Source organism: Lysinibacillus telephonicus, from assembly GCF_039654155.1.
GTDB classification, from domain to species: Bacteria; Bacillota; Bacilli; order Bacillales_A; family Planococcaceae; genus Ureibacillus; species Ureibacillus telephonicus.
In genome coordinates, this window is record NZ_CP155468.1 from 1,916,825 (window position 1) to 1,935,908 (window position 19,084).

General features: G+C 33.4%; 22 protein-coding genes, 1 pseudogene and 1 riboswitch. Of the genes and pseudogenes, 15 read left to right on the forward strand and 8 right to left on the reverse strand.

All coding sequences use genetic code 11. From position 1 onward, the window contains the following. Positions 1 to 9 precede the first annotated feature (9 nt). From rpiB to MKY04_RS09070, 7 genes are all read left to right on the forward strand, one after another. Positions 10 to 492 (forward strand): ribose 5-phosphate isomerase B, encoded by a 483-nt coding sequence (gene rpiB / locus MKY04_RS09040; protein ID WP_126294605.1) that lies wholly within the window; start codon positions 10 to 12, stop codon positions 490 to 492. Then, the gene (locus MKY04_RS09045) at positions 476 to 1,921 is read left to right on the forward strand and encodes an aldehyde dehydrogenase family protein (RefSeq protein WP_346235682.1); all 1,446 of its coding nucleotides are present in this window, start codon (positions 476 to 478) and stop codon (positions 1,919 to 1,921) included. Before rpiB ends, MKY04_RS09045 begins: the two co-directional genes overlap by 17 nt. Before the next feature lie 26 nt (positions 1,922 to 1,947). Next, positions 1,948 to 2,712, forward strand: a complete 765-nt coding sequence (locus MKY04_RS09050) for an SDR family oxidoreductase (protein WP_346235683.1) — start codon at positions 1,948 to 1,950, stop codon at positions 2,710 to 2,712. Between the two features lie 23 nt (positions 2,713 to 2,735). Continuing rightward, positions 2,736 to 3,794, forward strand: a complete 1,059-nt coding sequence (locus MKY04_RS09055; RefSeq protein WP_346235684.1) for a tartrate dehydrogenase — start codon at positions 2,736 to 2,738, stop codon at positions 3,792 to 3,794. A 123-nt stretch (positions 3,795 to 3,917) separates the two neighbouring features. Continuing rightward, a complete protein-coding gene (locus tag MKY04_RS09060; protein ID WP_346235685.1) occupies positions 3,918 to 4,895 on the forward strand; it encodes a D-glycerate dehydrogenase in 978 nt (325 codons plus the stop codon). 65 nt (positions 4,896 to 4,960) lie between these two features. Beyond that, a riboswitch (cyclic di-AMP (ydaO/yuaA leader) is annotated at positions 4,961 to 5,100 on the forward strand. Between the two features lie 138 nt (positions 5,101 to 5,238). Beyond that, on the forward strand, positions 5,239 to 6,576 hold the full coding sequence (locus MKY04_RS09065; protein ID WP_346235686.1) for a TrkH family potassium uptake protein: 1,338 nt from the start codon (positions 5,239 to 5,241) through the stop codon (positions 6,574 to 6,576). 25 nt (positions 6,577 to 6,601) lie between these two features. After that, complete coding sequence (locus MKY04_RS09070; protein WP_126294611.1) at positions 6,602 to 7,258, forward strand: potassium channel family protein; 657 nt, start codon at positions 6,602 to 6,604, stop codon at positions 7,256 to 7,258. A gap of 227 nt (positions 7,259 to 7,485) precedes the next feature. Here the strand turns inward: MKY04_RS09070 and MKY04_RS09075 are convergent, their stop codons facing one another. Together MKY04_RS09075 and MKY04_RS09080 are read right to left on the reverse strand one after the other, a co-directional pair. Continuing rightward, positions 7,486 to 7,755 (reverse strand): Parvovirus coat protein VP1-like protein, encoded by a 270-nt coding sequence (locus MKY04_RS09075; protein ID WP_126294612.1) that lies wholly within the window; start codon positions 7,753 to 7,755, stop codon positions 7,486 to 7,488. A gap of 354 nt (positions 7,756 to 8,109) precedes the next feature. Next, the gene (locus MKY04_RS09080; RefSeq protein ID WP_246020326.1) at positions 8,110 to 8,358 is read right to left on the reverse strand and encodes a hypothetical protein; all 249 of its coding nucleotides are present in this window, start codon (positions 8,356 to 8,358) and stop codon (positions 8,110 to 8,112) included. A gap of 422 nt (positions 8,359 to 8,780) precedes the next feature. Between MKY04_RS09080 and MKY04_RS09085 the strand changes: the two are divergent. After that, a pseudogene (locus tag MKY04_RS09085) lies at positions 8,781 to 8,864 on the forward strand (YjcZ family sporulation protein); the annotation flags it as partial. A 121-nt stretch (positions 8,865 to 8,985) separates the two neighbouring features. Here the strand turns inward: MKY04_RS09085 and MKY04_RS09090 are convergent. After that, positions 8,986 to 9,516 (reverse strand): GNAT family protein, encoded by a 531-nt coding sequence (locus MKY04_RS09090; RefSeq protein WP_346235687.1) that lies wholly within the window; start codon positions 9,514 to 9,516, stop codon positions 8,986 to 8,988. Between the two features lie 246 nt (positions 9,517 to 9,762). Between MKY04_RS09090 and MKY04_RS09095 the strand changes: the two genes are divergently transcribed. Together MKY04_RS09095 and MKY04_RS09100 are read left to right on the forward strand one after the other, a co-directional pair. Then, complete coding sequence (locus MKY04_RS09095; RefSeq protein WP_346235688.1) at positions 9,763 to 9,984, forward strand: transcriptional regulator; 222 nt, start codon at positions 9,763 to 9,765, stop codon at positions 9,982 to 9,984. Next, positions 9,984 to 10,355, forward strand: coding sequence for a hypothetical protein (locus MKY04_RS09100; protein WP_346235689.1), 372 nt, complete (start codon positions 9,984 to 9,986; stop codon positions 10,353 to 10,355). The genes MKY04_RS09095 and MKY04_RS09100 overlap by 1 nt, the downstream gene beginning before the upstream one ends. 84 nt (positions 10,356 to 10,439) lie before the next feature. Here MKY04_RS09100 and MKY04_RS09105 read toward each other — a convergent pair whose 3' ends face one another. The 3 genes from MKY04_RS09105 to MKY04_RS09115 are packed head-to-tail and all read right to left on the reverse strand — an operon-like array spanning position 10,440 to position 13,210. After that, positions 10,440 to 10,970, reverse strand: coding sequence for a hypothetical protein (locus MKY04_RS09105; RefSeq protein ID WP_346235690.1), 531 nt, complete (start codon positions 10,968 to 10,970; stop codon positions 10,440 to 10,442). 46 nt (positions 10,971 to 11,016) lie between these two features. Beyond that, entirely contained in the window at positions 11,017 to 12,279 is a 1,263-nt protein-coding gene (locus MKY04_RS09110; RefSeq protein ID WP_346235691.1) for an MFS transporter, read from the reverse strand. Positions 12,280 to 12,298: 19 nt separating this feature from the next. Further along, complete coding sequence (locus MKY04_RS09115; RefSeq protein WP_346235692.1) at positions 12,299 to 13,210, reverse strand: helix-turn-helix domain-containing GNAT family N-acetyltransferase; 912 nt, start codon at positions 13,208 to 13,210, stop codon at positions 12,299 to 12,301. 247 nt (positions 13,211 to 13,457) lie between these two features. Here MKY04_RS09115 and MKY04_RS09120 point away from each other — a divergent pair, with 247 nt between their 5' ends. Next, a complete protein-coding gene (locus tag MKY04_RS09120) occupies positions 13,458 to 13,694 on the forward strand; it encodes a hypothetical protein (RefSeq protein WP_346235693.1) in 237 nt (78 codons plus the stop codon). Between the two features lie 170 nt (positions 13,695 to 13,864). Here MKY04_RS09120 and MKY04_RS09125 read toward each other — a convergent pair whose 3' ends face one another. Together MKY04_RS09125 and MKY04_RS09130 are read right to left on the reverse strand one after the other, a co-directional pair. After that, positions 13,865 to 14,017 carry a uroporphyrinogen-III decarboxylase gene (locus tag MKY04_RS09125; RefSeq protein ID WP_346235694.1) on the reverse strand — a complete coding sequence of 51 codons (153 nt, stop codon included), beginning with the start codon at positions 14,015 to 14,017 and terminating at the stop codon, positions 13,865 to 13,867. Positions 14,018 to 14,188: 171 nt separating this feature from the next. Continuing rightward, on the reverse strand, positions 14,189 to 14,746 hold the full coding sequence (locus MKY04_RS09130) for a hypothetical protein (RefSeq protein ID WP_346235695.1): 558 nt from the start codon (positions 14,744 to 14,746) through the stop codon (positions 14,189 to 14,191). A 481-nt stretch (positions 14,747 to 15,227) separates the two neighbouring features. Between MKY04_RS09130 and MKY04_RS09135 the strand changes: the two genes are divergently transcribed. From MKY04_RS09135 to MKY04_RS09150, 4 genes are all read left to right on the forward strand, one after another. After that, on the forward strand, positions 15,228 to 15,659 hold the full coding sequence (locus MKY04_RS09135; RefSeq protein ID WP_346235696.1) for a BrxA/BrxB family bacilliredoxin: 432 nt from the start codon (positions 15,228 to 15,230) through the stop codon (positions 15,657 to 15,659). Beyond that, entirely contained in the window at positions 15,647 to 16,438 is a 792-nt protein-coding gene (locus MKY04_RS09140; protein ID WP_346235697.1) for a class I SAM-dependent methyltransferase, read from the forward strand. Before MKY04_RS09135 ends, MKY04_RS09140 begins: the two co-directional genes overlap by 13 nt. A gap of 257 nt (positions 16,439 to 16,695) precedes the next feature. Next, positions 16,696 to 18,285, forward strand: a complete 1,590-nt coding sequence (locus tag MKY04_RS09145) for an S-layer homology domain-containing protein (protein WP_346235698.1) — start codon at positions 16,696 to 16,698, stop codon at positions 18,283 to 18,285. A 336-nt stretch (positions 18,286 to 18,621) separates the two neighbouring features. Beyond that, positions 18,622 to 19,059, forward strand: a complete 438-nt coding sequence (locus tag MKY04_RS09150) for a hypothetical protein (protein WP_346235699.1) — start codon at positions 18,622 to 18,624, stop codon at positions 19,057 to 19,059. Positions 19,060 to 19,084: the final 25 nt, after the last annotated feature.

Below are 19,084 nucleotides of genomic sequence, written 5' to 3' on the forward strand. Positions count from 1 at the left end.
AGGAATTTCATGAAAATTGGAATTGGGTCAGATCATAATGCATTTGAATTGCAAAAAGAAATAAAAGCTTTCGTGGAATCGTTAGGACATGAGGTGATGGAGTATGGAGGGGATGCTTCATGTCAGGAAATAGATTATCCAGGAGTCGCTTTTCAAGTAGGGGAAGCCATCATTTCAAAGGAAATTGATAGAGGAATATTGTTATGCGGTACTGGATTAGGAATGGCAATTGCTGCAAGCAAAGTTCCAGGCATTCGTGCCGCAACTTGCCATGATACGTATTCTGCAGAAAGGGCACAAAAAAGTAATAATGCACAAATTATAACGTTGGGTGCCAAGGTAATAGGAATTGAATTAGCTAAGCAAGTGATTCAAAAGTACTTAGAGTCAACTTTTCCAGGAGGGAATTCGGCTAGAAAAGTTCAGCAAATAATAGATAAGGAAAAGGAATATTTAAAAAGCAAGGAGGATGGACATGATTCAACAAAATGAGGTTGTTGAGCTAGGTCATATTATCGCTGGAAAACGGATATATGAAGGGGATGTAATACCGGTCTTCAATAAGTACACAAATGAACATATTGCAAATGTTTACAGTGCTACTGAAGAAATTGTAAAAGAAGCTGTTGCTAATTCAGTTGAAACGTTTCGAAGCATTAAGCTAAGTGCAAAAAATCGATATGACATTTTAATGAAATCCGCATCAATTATTGATGATTTAAAAAATGAATTAGCCTTATCGATTACACGTGAAGTTGGTAAATCATTAAAGGATTCTTATGTTGAGATTGACCGTGCAATTGAAACACTTACAATTGCCGCTGAAGAAGCAAAACGTATTTTTGGTGAAGGAATTCCAATGCCAAGTAGAACTAGTTCTGAAAAGAAAATAGCCTATACCGTAAGAGTGCCTGTAGGAGTTATAGCAGCTATAACTCCATTCAACTTGCCATTTACACTAGCTATTCATAAAATTGCTCCTGCTATTGCAGCTGGAAACGTTGTTGTTTTAAAGCCGGCTGAATTGGCTCCAATTACAGTAATGCGTTTAGTAGAAATTCTTGAGGAAGCTGGACTTCCTAAAGGTTTTATAAATGTCGTAAACGGTTACGGACATCAAGCTGGAGAATTTTTACTTCATGATGAGCGAATCAATATGTACACGTTCACAGGAAGTGTAGGTGTTGGAAAGCATATTAAAAATTCTGTAGGGATAAGAAAGGTAACTTTAGAGCTTGGCAGCAACGCACCAAATATAGTTCATAAAGATGCCCAAAATTTAAAGGAAATCGCTCAATTATGTGCTACGCGCGGTTTAGCAACAATTAATGGGCAGGCGTGTATTTCAGTGCAGCGACTATATGTTCATAAAGAGATATTTGAAGAATTTAAACAATATCTAATCGAAGCTGCGAGAGGTTTGGTAGTTGGAGATCCAGAAGATCCTGCCACTGATATTGGACCACTAATTTCTGAGCGGCAAGCAGAAAGAGTTGAAGCATGGGTAAAAGAAGCAGCTGATGATGGAGCTGAAATTTTATTAGGCGGCATTAGAGAAGGGGCTTTCTGGCATCCTACTATATTAGCAAACTTAAAACCGAAAATGAAAGTAATGTGTGAGGAAGTATTTGGACCAGTTATTAATCTAATAGAGTATTCAGATGTCGATGAAGTGATCAAAGAGGCAAATGATACAAAATTTGGTCTTCAAGTTGGTTTATTTACTTCAGATTTAAATCTAGTCATGCGGGCATCGATGGAACTAGAGTACGGGGGCGTCATCATTAATGATGTTTCAACATATCGTTCTGACTGGCAGCCATATGGGGGCATAAAAGATAGCGGATTAGGAAAAGAAGGCCCAATTTACGCAATCCGTGAAATGACAGATGAAAAAGCAATTATTATTAACTATCAGTAAAAATTAAAACAAGGGGAGACGAAAAAATGGCCAGATTCAAAGAGAAAGTAGCAATTATTACAGGGGCAGGTTCGGGGATGGGGCGTGCAACTGCAATTGAATTTGCTAAAGATGGAGCTACTATCGTAATTGTAGATTTGAATGAACAAGGGGCAAGGGAAACGGAAAAAATTGTTCAGGAGTATAACGTACCAACGAAAGTAATAATCGGCGATATTTCACAAAAAGAAGCTGTACAAAATATTATCAACAGTACAGTTGAGGATTTCAAAACAATTGATATTTTAGCAAATATCGCTGGAATTCCAATGACCTTTACACCACTTGAAGAAGTAGAAGAGGAATTTTGGGATAAACAAATGGCGATTAATGTGAAATCTGCATTTTTATTAGCTAAATATGCACTACCTTACTTGAAAAACAATGATAGTAAGGGAAGTATCGTAAATATTGCCTCAATTGCATCGGTTCGGCCTCGACCTGGAATAACAGCTTACTGTGCTGCAAAAGGAGCCCTTGTTCAATTATCTCGTTCTTTAGCATTAGAGGTTGCCCATACTGGAGTACGTGTAAATGTAATAAACCCCGGTCCAGCTGAAACACCTATGCTTGAAAAATTCTATGGCAATATGGATCCTGTAGAAGGACGGAAGCTATATGAGGATTCTGTTCCAATTGGGAGACTTTGTCAACCAGAAGATATCGCAAAAATGGTCGCGTATTTAAGCTCGGATGATGCATCCTTCATTACAGGAGCAGTATATAACGTTGACGGTGGAAGAGGTTTATAACTCATATTTAAAGGGGAAACAGTATGAGAAAAATTGATATCGCAGTAATTCCAGGGGATGGCATTGGAAGAGAAGTAGTTCCAGAAAGTTTAAGAATTTTAGATTTATTAAGCGAAATCCATGGTGGATTTAAATTTGAAAAGAAACTATATCCATATAGCTGCGATTATTACGAAGAACATGGCAAGATGATGCCAGATGACGGCTTTCAGCAGCTAAGTCAACATGATGCTATTTTTTTAGGAGCGATTGGTGATCCGAAACGAGTTCCTGATCATATCGCGTTATGGCAAACGGTTATTGGCTTAAGAAGAGAATTTCAACAGGTTATTAATTTGCGGCCAGTAAAAAGTTTAAAAGGCATCACCTCTCCTCTAAGAGGAGATAAAAATTTTGACTTTATCGTTGTTCGGGAAAATAGTGAAGGTGAATACAGTCAAGTCGGTGGCACAATACATCAGGATAATGATGAAATAGCTATCCAAACAAATGTATTTACACGGAAAGCGACAGAAGGTGTAATAGATTTTGCATTTCAATTAGCAAATGGCCGTAATCATAAACTGACAAGTGCAACTAAATCGAATGGTTTATACCATAGTATGCCTTTTTGGAATAGAGTTTTTACAGAAACTAAAGCTAAATATTGGGATATTGAAACAGAGCTTATACACATTGATGCTTTAAGTGCATTTTTTGTAACGAAGCCAGAATCGTTTGACGTGATTGTTGCGAGTAATTTGTTTGGTGATATCTTATCAGATTTAGGTGGAGCAATTATGGGAAGCATCGGTATTGCACCCTCCGCCAATATTAATCTAAATGGAAAATACCCTTCTATGTTTGAACCGGTTCATGGCTCTGCTCCTGATATTTATGGGAAAAATATCGCGAATCCTATCGGTCAATTATGGACTGCGAAATTAATGTTAGAACATTTTGGGTATGAAGAAATTGGCAATCTATTACTAAATTCTATAGAAGAATTATTAGTTGATAATGTTAAAACACCAGATTTAGGTGGTAATTATGGAACAACAGAGTTTATTGATGCATTATTTGAAAAATTAAAAAAACAATAATGTTGATATAAATTTTTTGAAAAGAGTATAATTGTTGCAAGGAGAAATAGCCTGCTGCCAAGAAGGGAATCAAACCTTCCTGTAAGTGGGCTTTCATTATTTATAATATGGGAGAAATGATGCATGAAAATTTTAATAACACGTAAAATTGAAACAGAGGTAATGAAAATAATTCCGGAAAGTTTTGATGTTGTAATGTGGGAGCAAGAAAATAGTGTAATGCCGCGAGATTTATTATTAAAAGAAGCCGCAGATGCCGATGCAATTTTTACAAACGTGACAGATCGAATTGATGAAGAGCTTTTTTCTTGTGCAAAAAACTTGAAGGTTGTTAGTACAATGGGAGTTGGATTTGACAACATCGATATAAAAGCAGCGACGAAAAGAAACATTCCTGTAGGACATACACCAGATGTACTATCAGAAGCGGTAGCAGAGCTTGCGCTAACTTTAATGTTTGCATGTGCTCGAAGGGTTGTCGAATCTATGAATTTTATAAAGGCTGATGAGTGGAAAAGCTGGGGTCCATATTTATTTGCAGGGCAAAAAATTTCTGGTGCAAAATTAGGAATAATTGGTATGGGTCGAATTGGCAAAGAATTAGCTAAAATGGCTCGAGGTTTAAATATGGACGTTTCCTACTTTAACCGAAACCGAGTTCTTGATACGGAGGAAACATTGCAAGTCCAATATAAGGATTTAGAAACTCTTTTAAAAGATAGCGATTACGTCGTAATGTTAGCTCCAGCTACAAAAGAAACCTACCATATGTTGAAATATGAACAGTTTGCATTAATGAAGCCGACAAGTATTTTCGTCAACGCCTCCCGTGGTACAACAATAGATGAAGATGATTTGTACAAAATTTTAAAGGAAAAGAAAATTTTCGCTGCTGGTCTAGATGTTTTTGAAAAAGAACCTATTGATCAAAGTCATCCACTGCTGACATTAGACAATGTAATCGCTGTACCGCATATTGGAAGTGCAAACGTTGAAACGAGAGATAAAATGGTAGAAATAACATTGAGAAATATACTAAATGGACTTAGTGGGGAACAGCTGCTTTATACAGTAAATCCAGAAGTTTACGTGAAAAATTAATAAAATATATTTTTATTTTTGAAGTTTACAAATTTCATATCAAGGAGTACAATATCCCAGTAAATAAATAACACAGGCCAAATCTCATTAATTTGAGAACGGAGGACCCACTTTTTTGGGGTTAATTCTGTAGTTACAGAAGGGATGTAAGACTCTTTCGCCATCCTACCCGTCAGCTAACTTCGTCGGCTAAAGCGGAGGAGGTCATATGTTAGACCGCCTTGATTAAACGGTATTTAATTCAAATACCGTTTAATTAAATCGGTCTTTTTATATTTCTAAAAAATTGATGAATACTACTTAATAAAAACTAAATATTATATTTCGGCATTAAGGAGAAATTATGAAAAAATTAAAAGATAGCCTTGATCCTGCAAAATTGCTTGTACTAGGCTTTGCTTCTTTAATTTTAGTTGGAGCTTTTTTATTGAGCATGCCTATTGCAACGGAAAATTATACTACATTGCCTTTTTTGGATGCATTATTTACAGCAACTTCAGCTGTTTGTGTTACAGGTCTTGTTGTTGTGGATACTGGAAATACTTTTTCCTTTTTCGGTGAAGTTGTCATTTTAATATTAATTCAAATTGGTGGATTAGGGTTTATGACGCTTGCTACATTTTTGTTTGCCCTTTTAGGAAAAAGAATTAGTTTTAAAGAGCAGCTATTATTAAAAGAAGCCTACAATGCCGCTTCTCCAGGAGGAATGATTCGATTAGCTAAAAGAATATTAATTTTTACTGCCATAACGGAGACGATTGGCGGAATTATTTTAGCGATTCGATTTTCATTTGAAATGCCAATTGCTCAAGCCATTTTTTTCGGCTTTTTCCATTCAATTTCAGTATTTAATAATGCCGGATTTGATTTAATGGGAGATTACAGTAGTCTTGTTGATTATGTGGATGATCCAACTGTCGTGTTGACAGTATGCTCCTTAATTATCATAGGTGGACTCGGGTTTCTTGTAATCAACGAACTTTATGACTATCGACACACACGCGTTCTTTCTTTACATTCAAAGGTTGTATTAAGTATGTCAATTATTCTAACAGTTAGTGCTGTCGTTTTAGTTTTCATATTTGAATATGGCAATGCTAATACCTTAGGTTCTTTATCGCCAATGGGAAAGGTGTTGGGCGCATTGTTTCATGGTGTAACACCTAGAACAGCAGGCGCGAACACATTACCTATTGCAGATTTAACTCATGCTACATTATTTTTAACGATTTTTCTTATGTTTATCGGTGGAGGTTCTGGGTCAACAGCCGGTGGTATAAAAGTTTCTACATTTGCTGTTTTAGTAACAACAGTAAAATCACAACTTAGGGGAAAAGAAGATGTTGTTATTTTTAAACGTCGAATCGAAATAGAAACAGTATTAAAAGCATTTACTGTTGCAATGAGCGGTCTTTTCATTGTTGTCGTCGTTACATTTTTACTTAGTATTACGGATAGAGGCCACGCCTTTATTATGTATTTGTTTGAGGCAACCTCTGCTTTTGGAACTGTAGGACTTTCGATGGGGTTAACTCCAGAGCTTTCACCTATTGGACGAATCCTTATTATTATAACGATGTTTATTGGAAGGTTAGGTCCATTAACACTAGGGTTTGCTATTACGAAGAGACGAAAACAAGAAGCTTACCGTCATCCTAAAGGGAAAATTATGATTGGTTAAGTACTTTAGCGGGGAGAAGATAGAGATGGCAAAAAAACAATATGCTGTTATTGGTCTAGGAAGGTTTGGAACTAGTATAGCTAGAAGATTACATGAAGCAGGTCAAGAGGTATTGGGAATTGATATAGACGAAGAAAGTGTTGAAAATGCTGAGCCCTTTGTGACACATGCAGTAGTAGCTGATTCTACCGAAGAGAAAGCCATCACTTCTTTAGGAATTGACAATTTTGATTGTGTAATTGTCGCGATTGGCGATGATATCCAATCCAGCATTTTAACAGCTATGTTATTAAAAAATCTTGGTATAAAAAAAATAATTGCAAAGGCAATTGGTAAACGGCATGGCCAGGTTTTAGAAGCAATCGGTATCCACTGGATTATATATCCTGAAAGAGATATGGGAGAACGGGTAGCCAATCAGCTACTTTCACCAAATATGCTTAACTATATTGAACTCTCAAAAGATTATAATATAGAAGAAATTATTCTGCCGCCGAAAATGGAGGGAAAAAACCTTAGGGAACTTAATATTCGTGCCAAATTTAACGTAAGTGTCATTGCAATTTTAAGAAATGGAGAAATTATTATTTCACCCTCGCCAGAAGAGCTGCTGCAAAAAGATGATATTTTAGTAACGATTGGAAATAGAAATGATTTAGCTAAATTCTCAAGAATAGAATAATGGAAAAATTTAAAAGCATCCTAAAGGGCATTCAGGGAAGCACTCTATCTTTTTGAGCTGTGGTGTTAACATGACTGTAAAAAGAGAGAGGCTTTTAGACATATAGAGAGGCTGTTCAGTAAATTTACTTTCTGAACGGCCTCTCTATTTATATTTTGCCAGCTTTCAAAAGAAAGCTGATTTTTTGTTCAAGAGGATGGAATTTCTTGAAAGAGTATAAAGGCTAATTAAAAGAAGAAATTGCGTAATTTTATGGCTTTGGAGAAGAATGCAGCATCCCTTCCCATTTTGCTATTAGGGTTCATATATGGTTTCAAGCAATTTTGAAATAGTTGGTCACAATATGCTGATGGGCCATAAGTTAAATAACATTCATCATGCATTTTGCAACATGAATCAACGGGGTTGATGGGTTCACCAGGACCAGTACACCATGGTCCACAATATCGATACCCAGGATAACATAAGCCTAGTCTGCGACGTCTATTTCTTTTCATTTTCTCCCTCTTTTCTTATATACACTAGATACTATATAGTATGAAGTTTTAGTTATTTGGAAAAGGCTTATATAATAAGAGGATTCATGTGTAATAAAAAAAGTAGATAGAGATTAAATTAATATTTTAAGCTTAAGATTCTTTTAAAAAGACAATAGGAAGGCGAAAATTGGATAATTAATATAAAAATATATTGTTATAGTATATTATAATGCGAGAGAAACTGTACAATATGTAAATTTTATAATAGAAATAAAATAGTTGAATGAACGTATTATAAAATCTTCTACTAGAATTATGGTTGTTTAAATTATAAATGGAATACGATGTGGGGTTAAAGTTTCGAAGAGTTAATTATCTGCCAAGCGTCTTTCTTAGTTGCCTTACTTCTTTTGTTAAATTATCAATTTGCTTTTGCAAATTTTTTAATTCATTTTTTAGTTCCGTACTTTGTCTTTCAATAGCGATATCTTCTTCTTCTATTGCTAGAGCTTCAGCAATAGTTGATAATCCTTCACCAAGTGTAGCAAATGCACCTGCAATCAGGGCAAGTTTAGCTGAGTTCATTTCATTATTTAACAATCGATTGTTTTTGCTTTCCAAAGTTGTAACCTCCAGATTGTTAACATCAATCAATTATATGTTTAATAGGAGGAATCGGTTAAAATTTTAATATCCGTCAATTTACATATTTATCCTTTTATCTATTGCAATTTAAGCAAAGCTATATAGGGGAGTCAAGGAAGACTCGAATGGAAGCTGTCTTCATAAATGGATGAAAAAAGGCTAGCATCAATAAGTGTGGTATATACAATGTAATATGAAATATTTTGAACAGCATTAGCGACTTTTATTAAGGCGTTTTTTTTCTTTGTTTTCCACTTTTGTACAATCCACTTTTAAAAAAATGCATAAGTTATGTTAATTAAGGAGGTGATAGTATGTCATACGAAAACGTAGGCGGAAGTTATGATAAAAAACGTGATAATAACGTAGGAGGAGCTTTTGATCGAAAAGACAACAAAAACGATTTTGCGTTAATTGTTGTTTTGTTTATTTTATTAATTATCGTTGGTACAGCCTTCTTCAACAATAAAGGCTATTATTAATTACTAAATAGCTTTTATCAATGTTCACCCCCGAAGATTTAACTAAGTAAGGGACTGTCCAGAAGTAATAATTCTGGACAGTCTTTTTACTTATTCAATACTTGTAATACTGCGGTCTTTACTAATCCGTTTTTAGTTTAGAAAAGATATTTAGGTCGACGTAGCGGCCTTTAGATTTTTCTGCTTTCCTTAATGTTCCTTCAAAAGTAAAATTTAATTTTTGCAAAACTTTTATTGAATTTAGATTTTCAGGCTCCACCTTAGCTTCAACTCTATTAAGGTTGAGGGAGTTAAATGCATAATTTAATAGGGTAGAGATTGCTTCAGGAGCATACCCTTTACCCCAGTAATTTTTAGCAATGTCATAGCCGATTTCAGTTTTATCGTTCTCAAAATCTAACGAATTGTACCCGCAAGATCCAATTATTTCATTAGATTCTAATTCAATAATGGAGTAACGAATAGCCTTATTTTCGCTGGCCAATTGATCAAGATAGGTAATTATTTCAGTAGCTTGACTTTCATCATGAAAATTTTCGATATTCATAAATTTAGTAACATCTGGGTCAGACCAAATTTTGAATAAGGTTTGTGAATCAGAAACGTCCATTTTCCTTAAATGTAATCTTTCAGTGTATAAATCTGTTATCAATATCCTTACCTCCGAATGTTATTTTATATATGGAATAAAGTATTGATATCTGTGCATAGTTCAGTCCCTTCGTGGTTAAGTAGTTTCATTATACAATATTTTGAAATTGGATTGGCTTAAATTTGGAAATTAATCGTTCAAATACTTTTGAAAATCCAATTGCCAGTCTTATAGCTTAACTGGTAATTTTTTATTGTACTAAAAAGGGAACGTTTGTTCTATAATGTAATTAAGGAGGATAGGTTAATGAGGGAACAATTATTAAAAGCTTTTCAGCGAAATCAGATAGTAGCAATAATTTATATGTCTAAAAGTGGAGAAATCACAAAAAGACGAATTAGGATCTCTAAAATGTCTCATGATACATTTCAAGCATATTGTTTTCTAAAGCGTGCAAAACGAATTTTTTTAATTAATAATGTTCTTGCAGTAGTTCCAGAATTCTATAGAGAGCGTGAAGTAATCTAATGTTTCTCGAAAATAATGAATTGATACACAAATGCATTATTAACAATTTAGCAATTAGAACACTCGAACGTGATAGAAATTATATAAGTGATATGAAAATGCAATCTGCGTTTGAAATATGGTTTGATAAAAAAATAAAAGAATTACAGCAAGAATTAAAAGAAGTGAAGAGTCAACTTTTAAAGAGCGGCATCAAAATACAATCCGAAACCAAGGTTGATCAATTAATAACTGAATATGTAATAATAGATCGTGGTAATATTTATACTCAGAGGTATATGAATATAGCATTACGTAATTGGGTCGAAGAAGAAATCAAAAGGCTGCTTGGATTGGAATACAGAACTTTCAATGGCAATTCACATGAGTAATGCCAAATAAAAATAGCATATGTAAAATGCTGAAAAATTAAAAAAACAGCATCTTTATAGTAGATGCTGCAAGAAAAACGAATTTTAATTTTGTATACTAATAAATTGTTGAAGATTTTGTTCAATATAGTTATTTATTTTATTAATCGAAAGTGGAGAGGTTTTTTCAAAGCTAATATAAAGCAATTCGATTGCTGATTTGAGTTGTTGATTTCGTCCAAGATCATCACGTGTAACATGAAATTGTTCTAAAGTGACAGGATGATGATGTCTTTTTAGCTCTAATTCAATATCTTCAAGGAGTTGAAGGAAAGCTTCATCATCGAAAAACTTAATACCTGCCTTGATGGCAGACCAGTTTTTAGATTGAGCCATAAAATATGCACTCCACCAATAAAACTCTAATATCGATTTACAAGCGTGATTGTAAAAAGTATAAAACATAAACAATGCTCTTTGACCTTCATTAAGTTCTTTATAGAAGTTTTCTTTAATAACAGAATGATTACCATTAGCTGCCTCTGTAATTCTACTTTTATAAATCTTAATAAGTGGATTAAAGCATTTTAGACTTACATCTTGATATGGCAATAAATCAAAATCGTGATTTGTCATTTTAATTATTATCATGAATCACTCCCTTATAAAATTCACTGTACAATTAGGAATGCTTCTTTAATTTTATTTCTTTTAAAGAAGCTTTAAAAGGCTCAGGAAGTAAAAAGTTTAAAAAAGCGGCGATTCCTAATAGAACGATTGATAAATAAAAGGAGTTTATATAACTTTCTGTCATATTATAGAAAAGTCCAGGTAAGTAGGCACCTAACGCAGATCCTATTTGATGGCTTAAAAATAGCCAGCCTAAAATAAAACCAATAGAGTAGTTTTTAAAATATTGTGTTGCTAATAATTGAGTAGGTGCAACAGTTGCAAAATCAACTAAACCAAATATGGCAGCAAAGATAATAAATAAATATGGATCGCTGCTAAATATAAGAATAAAAAGTGATAAGGCTCTAAAAGTATATAATACAATCAGAAACTTTCGACTACTCCAAATATCAGCCACAATACCAGATAATAGAATGCCAATTATATTAAAAGCAGCTAATATACTGATTGCAAAACTTGTTGTACTTGTTGAAAAACCACATAACTGTGCAAATGGGATTAAATGAGTATCCATTAATCCAGTAGTAGTGAAACCACATATACCAAAAGGTAAAATTAAAAACCAAAATTCCTTTTTTAAAAAAACTTGCCAAATAGAAAAAGTCTTTTCTATATTTTTAGTATCTTCTTTAGATGTATCTATTATATTTTCTCCAATAGGCTTTAAACCCAATTCCATGGGATGATTCCTTAAAAATAATAGTGTGATGGGGAAGATTAAAATGACTAACAGAACACCCTGAATAATAACAGTAGCTTTCCAGCTCAACATATCAATTAAAAGTAAAGAACCTGGAACTAACAACATTTGTCCAGCACCAAAACCAGCTTCAATAATTCCAAAAGCAAGTCCTCGTTTTTTATTGAACCAGTTCGTTACAATAACGGATGCTGCTACATTTGAGGTTCCTCCAACACCAATAGATACTACAACCCCATAGAGAAAAAATAGCTGCCAAGGCTGATTCACGAAGGCTACCAATACGATACTAATCCCTACGAGCAAAGTACTAAAGGATAAAATAATGCGCGCCCCTAGTTTATCTACTAATCTTCCTATTATTGGTTGGGAATTACCGTAAACAATAAAACTTAAAGTAGAAATAAGAGAAATTGTCCCTCTATCTAATGAAAATTCATTCTCCCATGGTTCAATAAAAGCACCAAATGAAAGGCGGATACCTTGAACTGTTAAAAACGTTAAAAATGTAATAAGAATAATAATCCACGCATAATGAAACTTTATTTTCATAAAAAATTTTACTCCTAAATTAAATCTCTAAATCCCATCGTTCTTCTACTAATTCTTTTCCCCATAACTTTGTTCTTTCTTTTTCAATTGTTATTTCAAACCCCAATTTTTTATATAGGACTCTAGCATTTCCCATATCACTCACGGTCCAAAGGATAAGCTTTTTATAATTATGGTTTTTGCAATATTGAATAATAGATTCAATCAGCAGTTTTCCAATGCCTTTATTTTGAAAATGTGGATTTACAAAGAACCATCTTAATTGACCAATATGGTTACCGGTATTTACCAAACCAATACATCCTGCAAATTGTCTCTCTATTTCAGCTATCCAGATTCTTTCTATTTCATCGTCGAAAGTTTTATGTAAATAAGTTAAAAAGCTCTCATCCCATTGACAAACATCACGATAATAGTTCCATTGTTGTTCTATCATCATTTTGATATCTTCTGAGATATAATAGCTTCTTAAAGAAGTTGACTTATCTTCTTTTAGCAGTGAGTCTGAAAGAATTTCCTGAATTACAGTCATGGATGAGATAAGTTTTTCTCTTTTTTCAAAATCTAAATTTTGTAGAATTAAATTAACTTGTTCATTTGCTTTTTTTTCTAATTCTTTATATATTACTTTCCCGTGATCTGTAACAAATAATAAGTGATTACGGCCATCTTCTTTGCATTTTACTTTATAAATCATTTTTTCCTTTTCAAATTTTTTAATAATTCTACTAACATATCCACCATCCAAATTTAATTTTTCTTGAATATTTTTAGCTGTACATTCTTTTGAATTATAAATTTCGTATAAAATACGAGTTTCACTTAAAGAAAAGGGACTATCATAAATGTGTTCGTTTAAAAAGCCTAAAACATCAGTATAAAAACGATTAAACTTTCTAAATTCGATTCCTAAATTTTCTTGATTATCCATATTAGCACCTCTTTTTGAATTGTTAGAAATATTAGATTTTAATTATTGCATCAAATACTTGCTTTAGTCAAGTATTTATAAATTCGATTGGGGAATAATATCTTAATAGACAGTTTATCGTTCGATGAATAAAGTAATATGAAAATAGGGGAATTGTACTTAGGTAGGTACGATGTAAAAAACTGATATACTTATTGAAGTAAGTGGTTGTTAATTTGAATTTATTAAATCTAGTTTGTTAAAGAAGGTGTATGATGAAAAAACTAGTAATCCCTTCAATCCTTTTATTATTTCGATTGTATTATTAGGGGTACAAGTATTTGATAATTATGGGAAGATATCTAAAGAAGAAGCGGAAGAGATTGCTCTTGAAGATGCTAAATTTAAAGGGTACAAAACGGCATCTTTATGGAAAGAGTTTGATGTTGTGACTCAAGAAGTGTATGTTTACTCAGCTGCTTATAATAAAGATGTAGAAGCATGAAAGTTCTATTAGATATTGAAGAATATCCCAATATAATTAATTCACCAGCTTTAATTTATTTTATAAGTGTTGATAGTGGGGAAGTAGTTACTACCATTAACGCGTTAGAGAAAGAAAATTAAATAAAAAAGTGCCTGTACATTAGCACCCAAGCACTTTAACAGAACAGATTAGTCTATAGACTCCACACTTTTGTTTTGTTGGTTAAAACTTTCATTGATGGATTGGTCATATGCGAGCAAAGTCACTTCTAATTTCTCTTCAAGTTGTTGTAGTTCTTGAATTTGTTCTGGATCTAACTTTGCAAATTTTGATTCATTCATTAATATCACATCCTGTTCAAAGTAGTTACGAGAAAAGTATGTGAAAATGATTTTATATTTAACCATCAAATTTTTGGGGGTTAAAATAACAATTAAACAAAATATTTAACGCTATCGCAAAAGCAATTATTGATACCAACTAAAATACTGTGAATGCGGTCTTTTAAAATATTATACTTCAGTTACATAACATTGTTGTAAAATTTGTTGAATCCAAGCTTTTACTTTTAACTCTTGTTCTTCGTAACTTAAATTATAATCGATTATTAAGTGATGTAATTCAGACGGTAAAAGATGTAGCCGAGAGCGTATATAGGTATTGGCAAATGAGTCTTCATCTAGAAAAACATATACTGATTGTTTGTCTAATGGAATTAGTGTTCGAGCAGAGTATTCTACATTATCTATTTCAACATAGAAATGTCCCCTTGCATCAAGGTGGCAACGAGTATGGATGCCTTTATTCAGTTTAGAAAGAGAGTATTCGAAAGCACTCAGGTGATCCTCACTAATCAAATATTGGTGAAAATATACATCTCCACTTCTTTTATTCATTTCCATGTTTACATCGTAAACATCATATTGGAATAATACATCTCGTTTAGGATCTACTTTTCTAGGAATTTCGCCCCATTTTATTTCAAAAGGTCTCAATCGGTCTTTCACTAAGTAAGCAATATTTGAATGATCTAAGTTACAGCCATACGTTAAAAGCAATATTTTTTTCATATTAGTCTGTCCTCCATTTTAGTAAACTACTATAATTCATTGTCGAACGCCCTAAAATACTTCTTGATTTTCATTTTTAAATCAGCATTAGTTACTCTCCATTTCTATTTCTTTGTCAAACTGATAAAATATTAAAAATTTGTATTATCAATGTGAAGATTTAGCTGAATTAATGGAATATAAAATGCTTCACTTATTAGGATACATAATTCCTATTTTTTGTAAACTTGATATGTAAGCTAATTTAGTTGAAGAGGTAGGGATTTTCTCTAAAATAACCGATAATTATTTATTTACAATATAAACTTTGTACTGGTTTGGTCTGCACAAAAGTGCTGTCTTACAAGGTAACTCTAAAATCACATAAAAGTCACAAAAAATTTGAAAGTATGCGAAAAAATATGAAAGCCTACTTTCTGTAATTTCCCAAAAAGTACTGTTATAATAAGGGATGTGAATAAAAAGAAATGAGGTCGAAAGTATGAACGCTTACGATGAATATATGAAGGGCATTGTTCAGCCAATGCGCCAGGAGTTAGTTGATGCTGGGTTTACAGAATTAACAACTGCTGGCGAAGTAAATGAATTTATGGCGACAACAAAAGGTGTTTCTCTTGTTGTTATTAATTCGGTTTGCGGCTGTGCTGCAGGCTTAGCACGTCCTGCTGTACGTGAGGCAATTAAAGAAGTGAAGCCAGATCACTTAGTAACAGTGTTTGCGGGACAAGACCGTGAAGCAACTGAAGCGATGCGCGGGTTTTTTGAAGAAATTCCACCGAGCTCACCATCTATTGCCATTTTAAGAGATGGTCAATTAGAATATTTCATCCCACGTGATCAAATTGAAGGTTACCCAGTTGAGCAAATTCGTGAACATTTAACAGGTGTATTAAAGCAGGCATGCGGACAATAACAGTTGTTACTACGGCTGGACGTCCTGATGACATATCCTTGTTGCTTGCACAAAAGGCATGTGATGAATTAGGAGTTGGCTTCGAGCCGCGAAAAAAACGTTCAGTAGTTAAAATAAGCGAGGAGCTTAATGCAAATGTAATTGTTGCAGGTAAAAATCGATATGAGTATTATCCGAAAGGTGCAAATGTACCTTTCTTTTTTCATCCAAATTCAGCGGCATTTCGCTTAAAACGTATTGCTCGTGGGGAGCATGATCCTTTACTTGAGGCATGCCAGCTTTTTGAAGGAGACTCATTTTTAGATTGCACCCTTGGGATAGGCTCTGACGCAATGGTAGCAGCATTTGTAGTAGGGAAGACGGGGACTGTTGTTGGGCTAGAGGCGGATCCAAACGTAGCATTTATTGTCAAATGTGGTATGGGAACATATGATACATCAGAATTACCTTTGACTGCTTGCATGCGTCAAATAAAAGTCGTTAATACGGAAGCTTTCGAATTTTTAAAAGAGCAGCCAAACGATTCTTTTGATGTAGTCTATATGGACCCAATGTTTGAAGAAGTAATAGAGGAATCAAATAATTTTGAAGCGCTTCGGGCTGCTGGAAGTCATATTTCACTTACAGAAAAATGGGTGACTGAAGCCTTTCGCGTAGCAAAAAAACGAGTTGTCTTAAAGGCTCATTATAAATCGAATTTATTTGATGATTTTGGTTTTAAACGTGAAGTCCGACTAACATCAAAGTTCCATTATGGTGTTAAAGAGAAAATACTATAAAAAATATTTAGATTTATCTTGGTTTGGGGCAAGTTCTTGGTTGAACTTGCCCCATTTTTTGTCTTGTAAAACTTGGGGTTTAATCATATGTCGAAAAAATAGAGAAAAGTCCTAATGATAAAAGTAAAATTAAAGAAAAATAGTAATTATTGAGTATATATCTTATTGAATTACAAATGTGCTAATGGTATTATTTGATAGGTTATAATTACTATTTAATGTATTATATATCGAATTACTTATGGAGGATGATTTTTGTGAAAAAGTATTTAGTTGCTTCACTTGCGACTGGTGCCTTGTTATTACCAACTGTAGATAACGCATCAGCTGCAACTTCAGAAATGGACTTAGGTAAAGAGTATGATTTTAAATTGACAGATGGAGATGGTACGAAAAAAAATTACCATGAGTTTACACTCGACAAAGCTGGAACAGTAACATTTAAAGGTGAAACAGAATTTCGAAATACTTGGTTAACCATTCTAGATAGTGATGGCAATGAAGTTGGAACTATAAGTGAAGATGGAAGTGAGGAAAGTCCGGGTAAAATTAATGCTTTCTTTCATTTGCAAGCAGATACATACACTATTGAAGTAAGCTCAGGGTATTCAGGGGACTATTCTCTTGAACTTAATAATTCTCCTGCTAATTCCAGTGATATAGAGCCGAATAATGGCACGGCTGAAGCTCAAGAGCTGTCATTTGGGACAAGAACTAAAGGCTTTATCGCACGAAACGATCTTGTAGATTACTATGTTATTACATTAGAAAAAGCTGGTAGAGTAGATTTAAAAGTTGAAGGCTATACGACGGGTAGAACTAACGCAGAAGTTCTAGATAGCAATAATGAGACTTTATGGTGGAATTACGAAACTAGTTCTGCTGAAAATCCAGCACAATTAAATAAATCTTTATATCTTGAAGCAGGTACTTACTATATTGCTATAAACAAGGGTGCTTCTGATTCATATACTGGCGAGTATTTTGTAACAGCCAACTATACAAAAGCAACAGAATCATATGCAGAACCTAATAACGGAACTGCACAAGCACAACCTATCGAGTTTGGTGAAGTTGTAAACGGGTTTATCGCACAAAATGATGAAAAAGACTATTATAGTATTAAAGTTACAAAACCTACAGATATTACGTTTACAGTTAACGGATATTTAACAGATAGAACTTCAGCAGAATTATTAGATAGTAATTATGAAACTATTTGGTGGAGTTACGATAGTAGTTCTCCAACAAATCCTACTACTTTAACAACAACGGAAACACTTGAACCAGGAACATATTATTTTCTTGTTAAGGGAAATGATTATTATGGGGAGTATAATTTAAATGTAACAGGTGAAGGGATTACAACATTTAAAGACTATCAACCTCAATATTGGGCAAATGCTTTTTCGTGGGGAGCTAAAAACAATATTATTAACGGAGATAAAACAACAAATCGTTTAAATCCAAATAAAAATATAACTGAATCTCAATGGTTGGCGATGTTACTGCGATATGCTTATGACGCTAAGGATTCTAAAGGTGGTAATTGGTACGATTCTTACTATTCATTAGCAAAACAGAAAGGAATTAGTGTAGCAAATGCCCCGAAAGAGTCATTACGCCGTGGTGCGGTAGCTAAAATGTTAATGAAAGTGTATACTGGTCAAAACGTTTCAGAACAAGAGGCTGTTCAATGGCTGTATGATAATGAAATTACGACAGGTGTTGATCCTTCAAAAGGAAAAACATATGATAACTTCAATCCAAATGGAACAATTACTCGTGCACATGCAATAACATTCATGTATCGTTTATTTGAAAAAGGCATTACACCACAAAAATAAAATTCGTACAGGTTGCTGATATTCTTAATGGAATTTCAGCAACTTTTTTATGTTTTTTAAGTTGCCAGTTGAAATATTAACTTTTAAGATAATACTCGGAAAGTAGCTATTAGAGAATTATAACTAGGATTTTCCGCTTTATATACACCGATGTGAGTTGTTATAAGATGATTAGAAAAACAAAAGAAATGAAGAATTTGTGGTGTGTACGTAGAGGGTTATTATAGTAAGTATTCTGAAAGGAAAGAAGATAAGCTATAGCTTTTTTCAATAGATGACGGATATGTCATTGGGTAGCTCCACGATAAACTAAAGAATATTTTGAGGGAGTTGTTTATGGAAGAAGTTGTTTTAATTAACAATATTGTAAAGGTAGATAGAGAAAAAAATATTAATTTGTATAAAGCTCTTCCAAAAGTTTCTGAAAAGTCTCATTGTGGTTGCGAAGATTGTCAGAATTATGCTAATCGTATTATTCAAGCAAGCTCTGAAGTATTAACCTTTTTCCAGCAATTTGGTGTTGATCCTACTAAAGAAGCGGAAGTTTGGAGAGCGGCAACAAATTTAAATGGTTATGATATTTATACTGCTGACTATCATTTTGTCGGGGAGATTCAAGGGACTAATATACTGGATTGGATTCAAGTTGCAGAAGCGAGCTTTGGACTTGCAAATTATAATGGAGATCTTGAAAATCCAATGATACCAAGTTCTTTTGATAAACCTTTAATAGAATTGGCTGTGAGAATAAAAATACCTTATACAGAGATATAAATAAAAATAATTTATAATTTCCATA

Coding starts and splice junctions, on each gene's coding strand:
- rpiB (WP_126294605.1), top strand. CDS start 10: ATGAAAATTGGAATTGGGTCAGATCATAATGCATTTGAATTGCAAAAA.
- MKY04_RS09045 (WP_346235682.1), top strand. CDS start 476: ATGATTCAACAAAATGAGGTTGTTGAGCTAGGTCATATTATCGCTGGA.
- MKY04_RS09050 (WP_346235683.1), top strand. CDS start 1,948: ATGGCCAGATTCAAAGAGAAAGTAGCAATTATTACAGGGGCAGGTTCG.
- MKY04_RS09055 (WP_346235684.1), top strand. CDS start 2,736: ATGAGAAAAATTGATATCGCAGTAATTCCAGGGGATGGCATTGGAAGA.
- MKY04_RS09060 (WP_346235685.1), top strand. CDS start 3,918: ATGAAAATTTTAATAACACGTAAAATTGAAACAGAGGTAATGAAAATA.
- MKY04_RS09065 (WP_346235686.1), top strand. CDS start 5,239: ATGAAAAAATTAAAAGATAGCCTTGATCCTGCAAAATTGCTTGTACTA.
- MKY04_RS09070 (WP_126294611.1), top strand. CDS start 6,602: ATGGCAAAAAAACAATATGCTGTTATTGGTCTAGGAAGGTTTGGAACT.
- MKY04_RS09075 (WP_126294612.1), bottom strand. CDS start 7,755: ATGAAAAGAAATAGACGTCGCAGACTAGGCTTATGTTATCCTGGGTAT.
- MKY04_RS09095 (WP_346235688.1), top strand. CDS start 9,763: ATGAGGGAACAATTATTAAAAGCTTTTCAGCGAAATCAGATAGTAGCA.
- MKY04_RS09100 (WP_346235689.1), top strand. CDS start 9,984: ATGTTTCTCGAAAATAATGAATTGATACACAAATGCATTATTAACAAT.
- MKY04_RS09105 (WP_346235690.1), bottom strand. CDS start 10,970: ATGACAAATCACGATTTTGATTTATTGCCATATCAAGATGTAAGTCTA.
- MKY04_RS09110 (WP_346235691.1), bottom strand. CDS start 12,279: ATGAAAATAAAGTTTCATTATGCGTGGATTATTATTCTTATTACATTT.
- MKY04_RS09115 (WP_346235692.1), bottom strand. CDS start 13,210: ATGGATAATCAAGAAAATTTAGGAATCGAATTTAGAAAGTTTAATCGT.
- MKY04_RS09125 (WP_346235694.1), bottom strand. CDS start 14,017: ATGAATGAATCAAAATTTGCAAAGTTAGATCCAGAACAAATTCAAGAA.
- MKY04_RS09130 (WP_346235695.1), bottom strand. CDS start 14,746: ATGAAAAAAATATTGCTTTTAACGTATGGCTGTAACTTAGATCATTCA.
- MKY04_RS09135 (WP_346235696.1), top strand. CDS start 15,228: ATGAACGCTTACGATGAATATATGAAGGGCATTGTTCAGCCAATGCGC.
- MKY04_RS09140 (WP_346235697.1), top strand. CDS start 15,647: ATGCGGACAATAACAGTTGTTACTACGGCTGGACGTCCTGATGACATA.
- MKY04_RS09150 (WP_346235699.1), top strand. CDS start 18,622: ATGGAAGAAGTTGTTTTAATTAACAATATTGTAAAGGTAGATAGAGAA.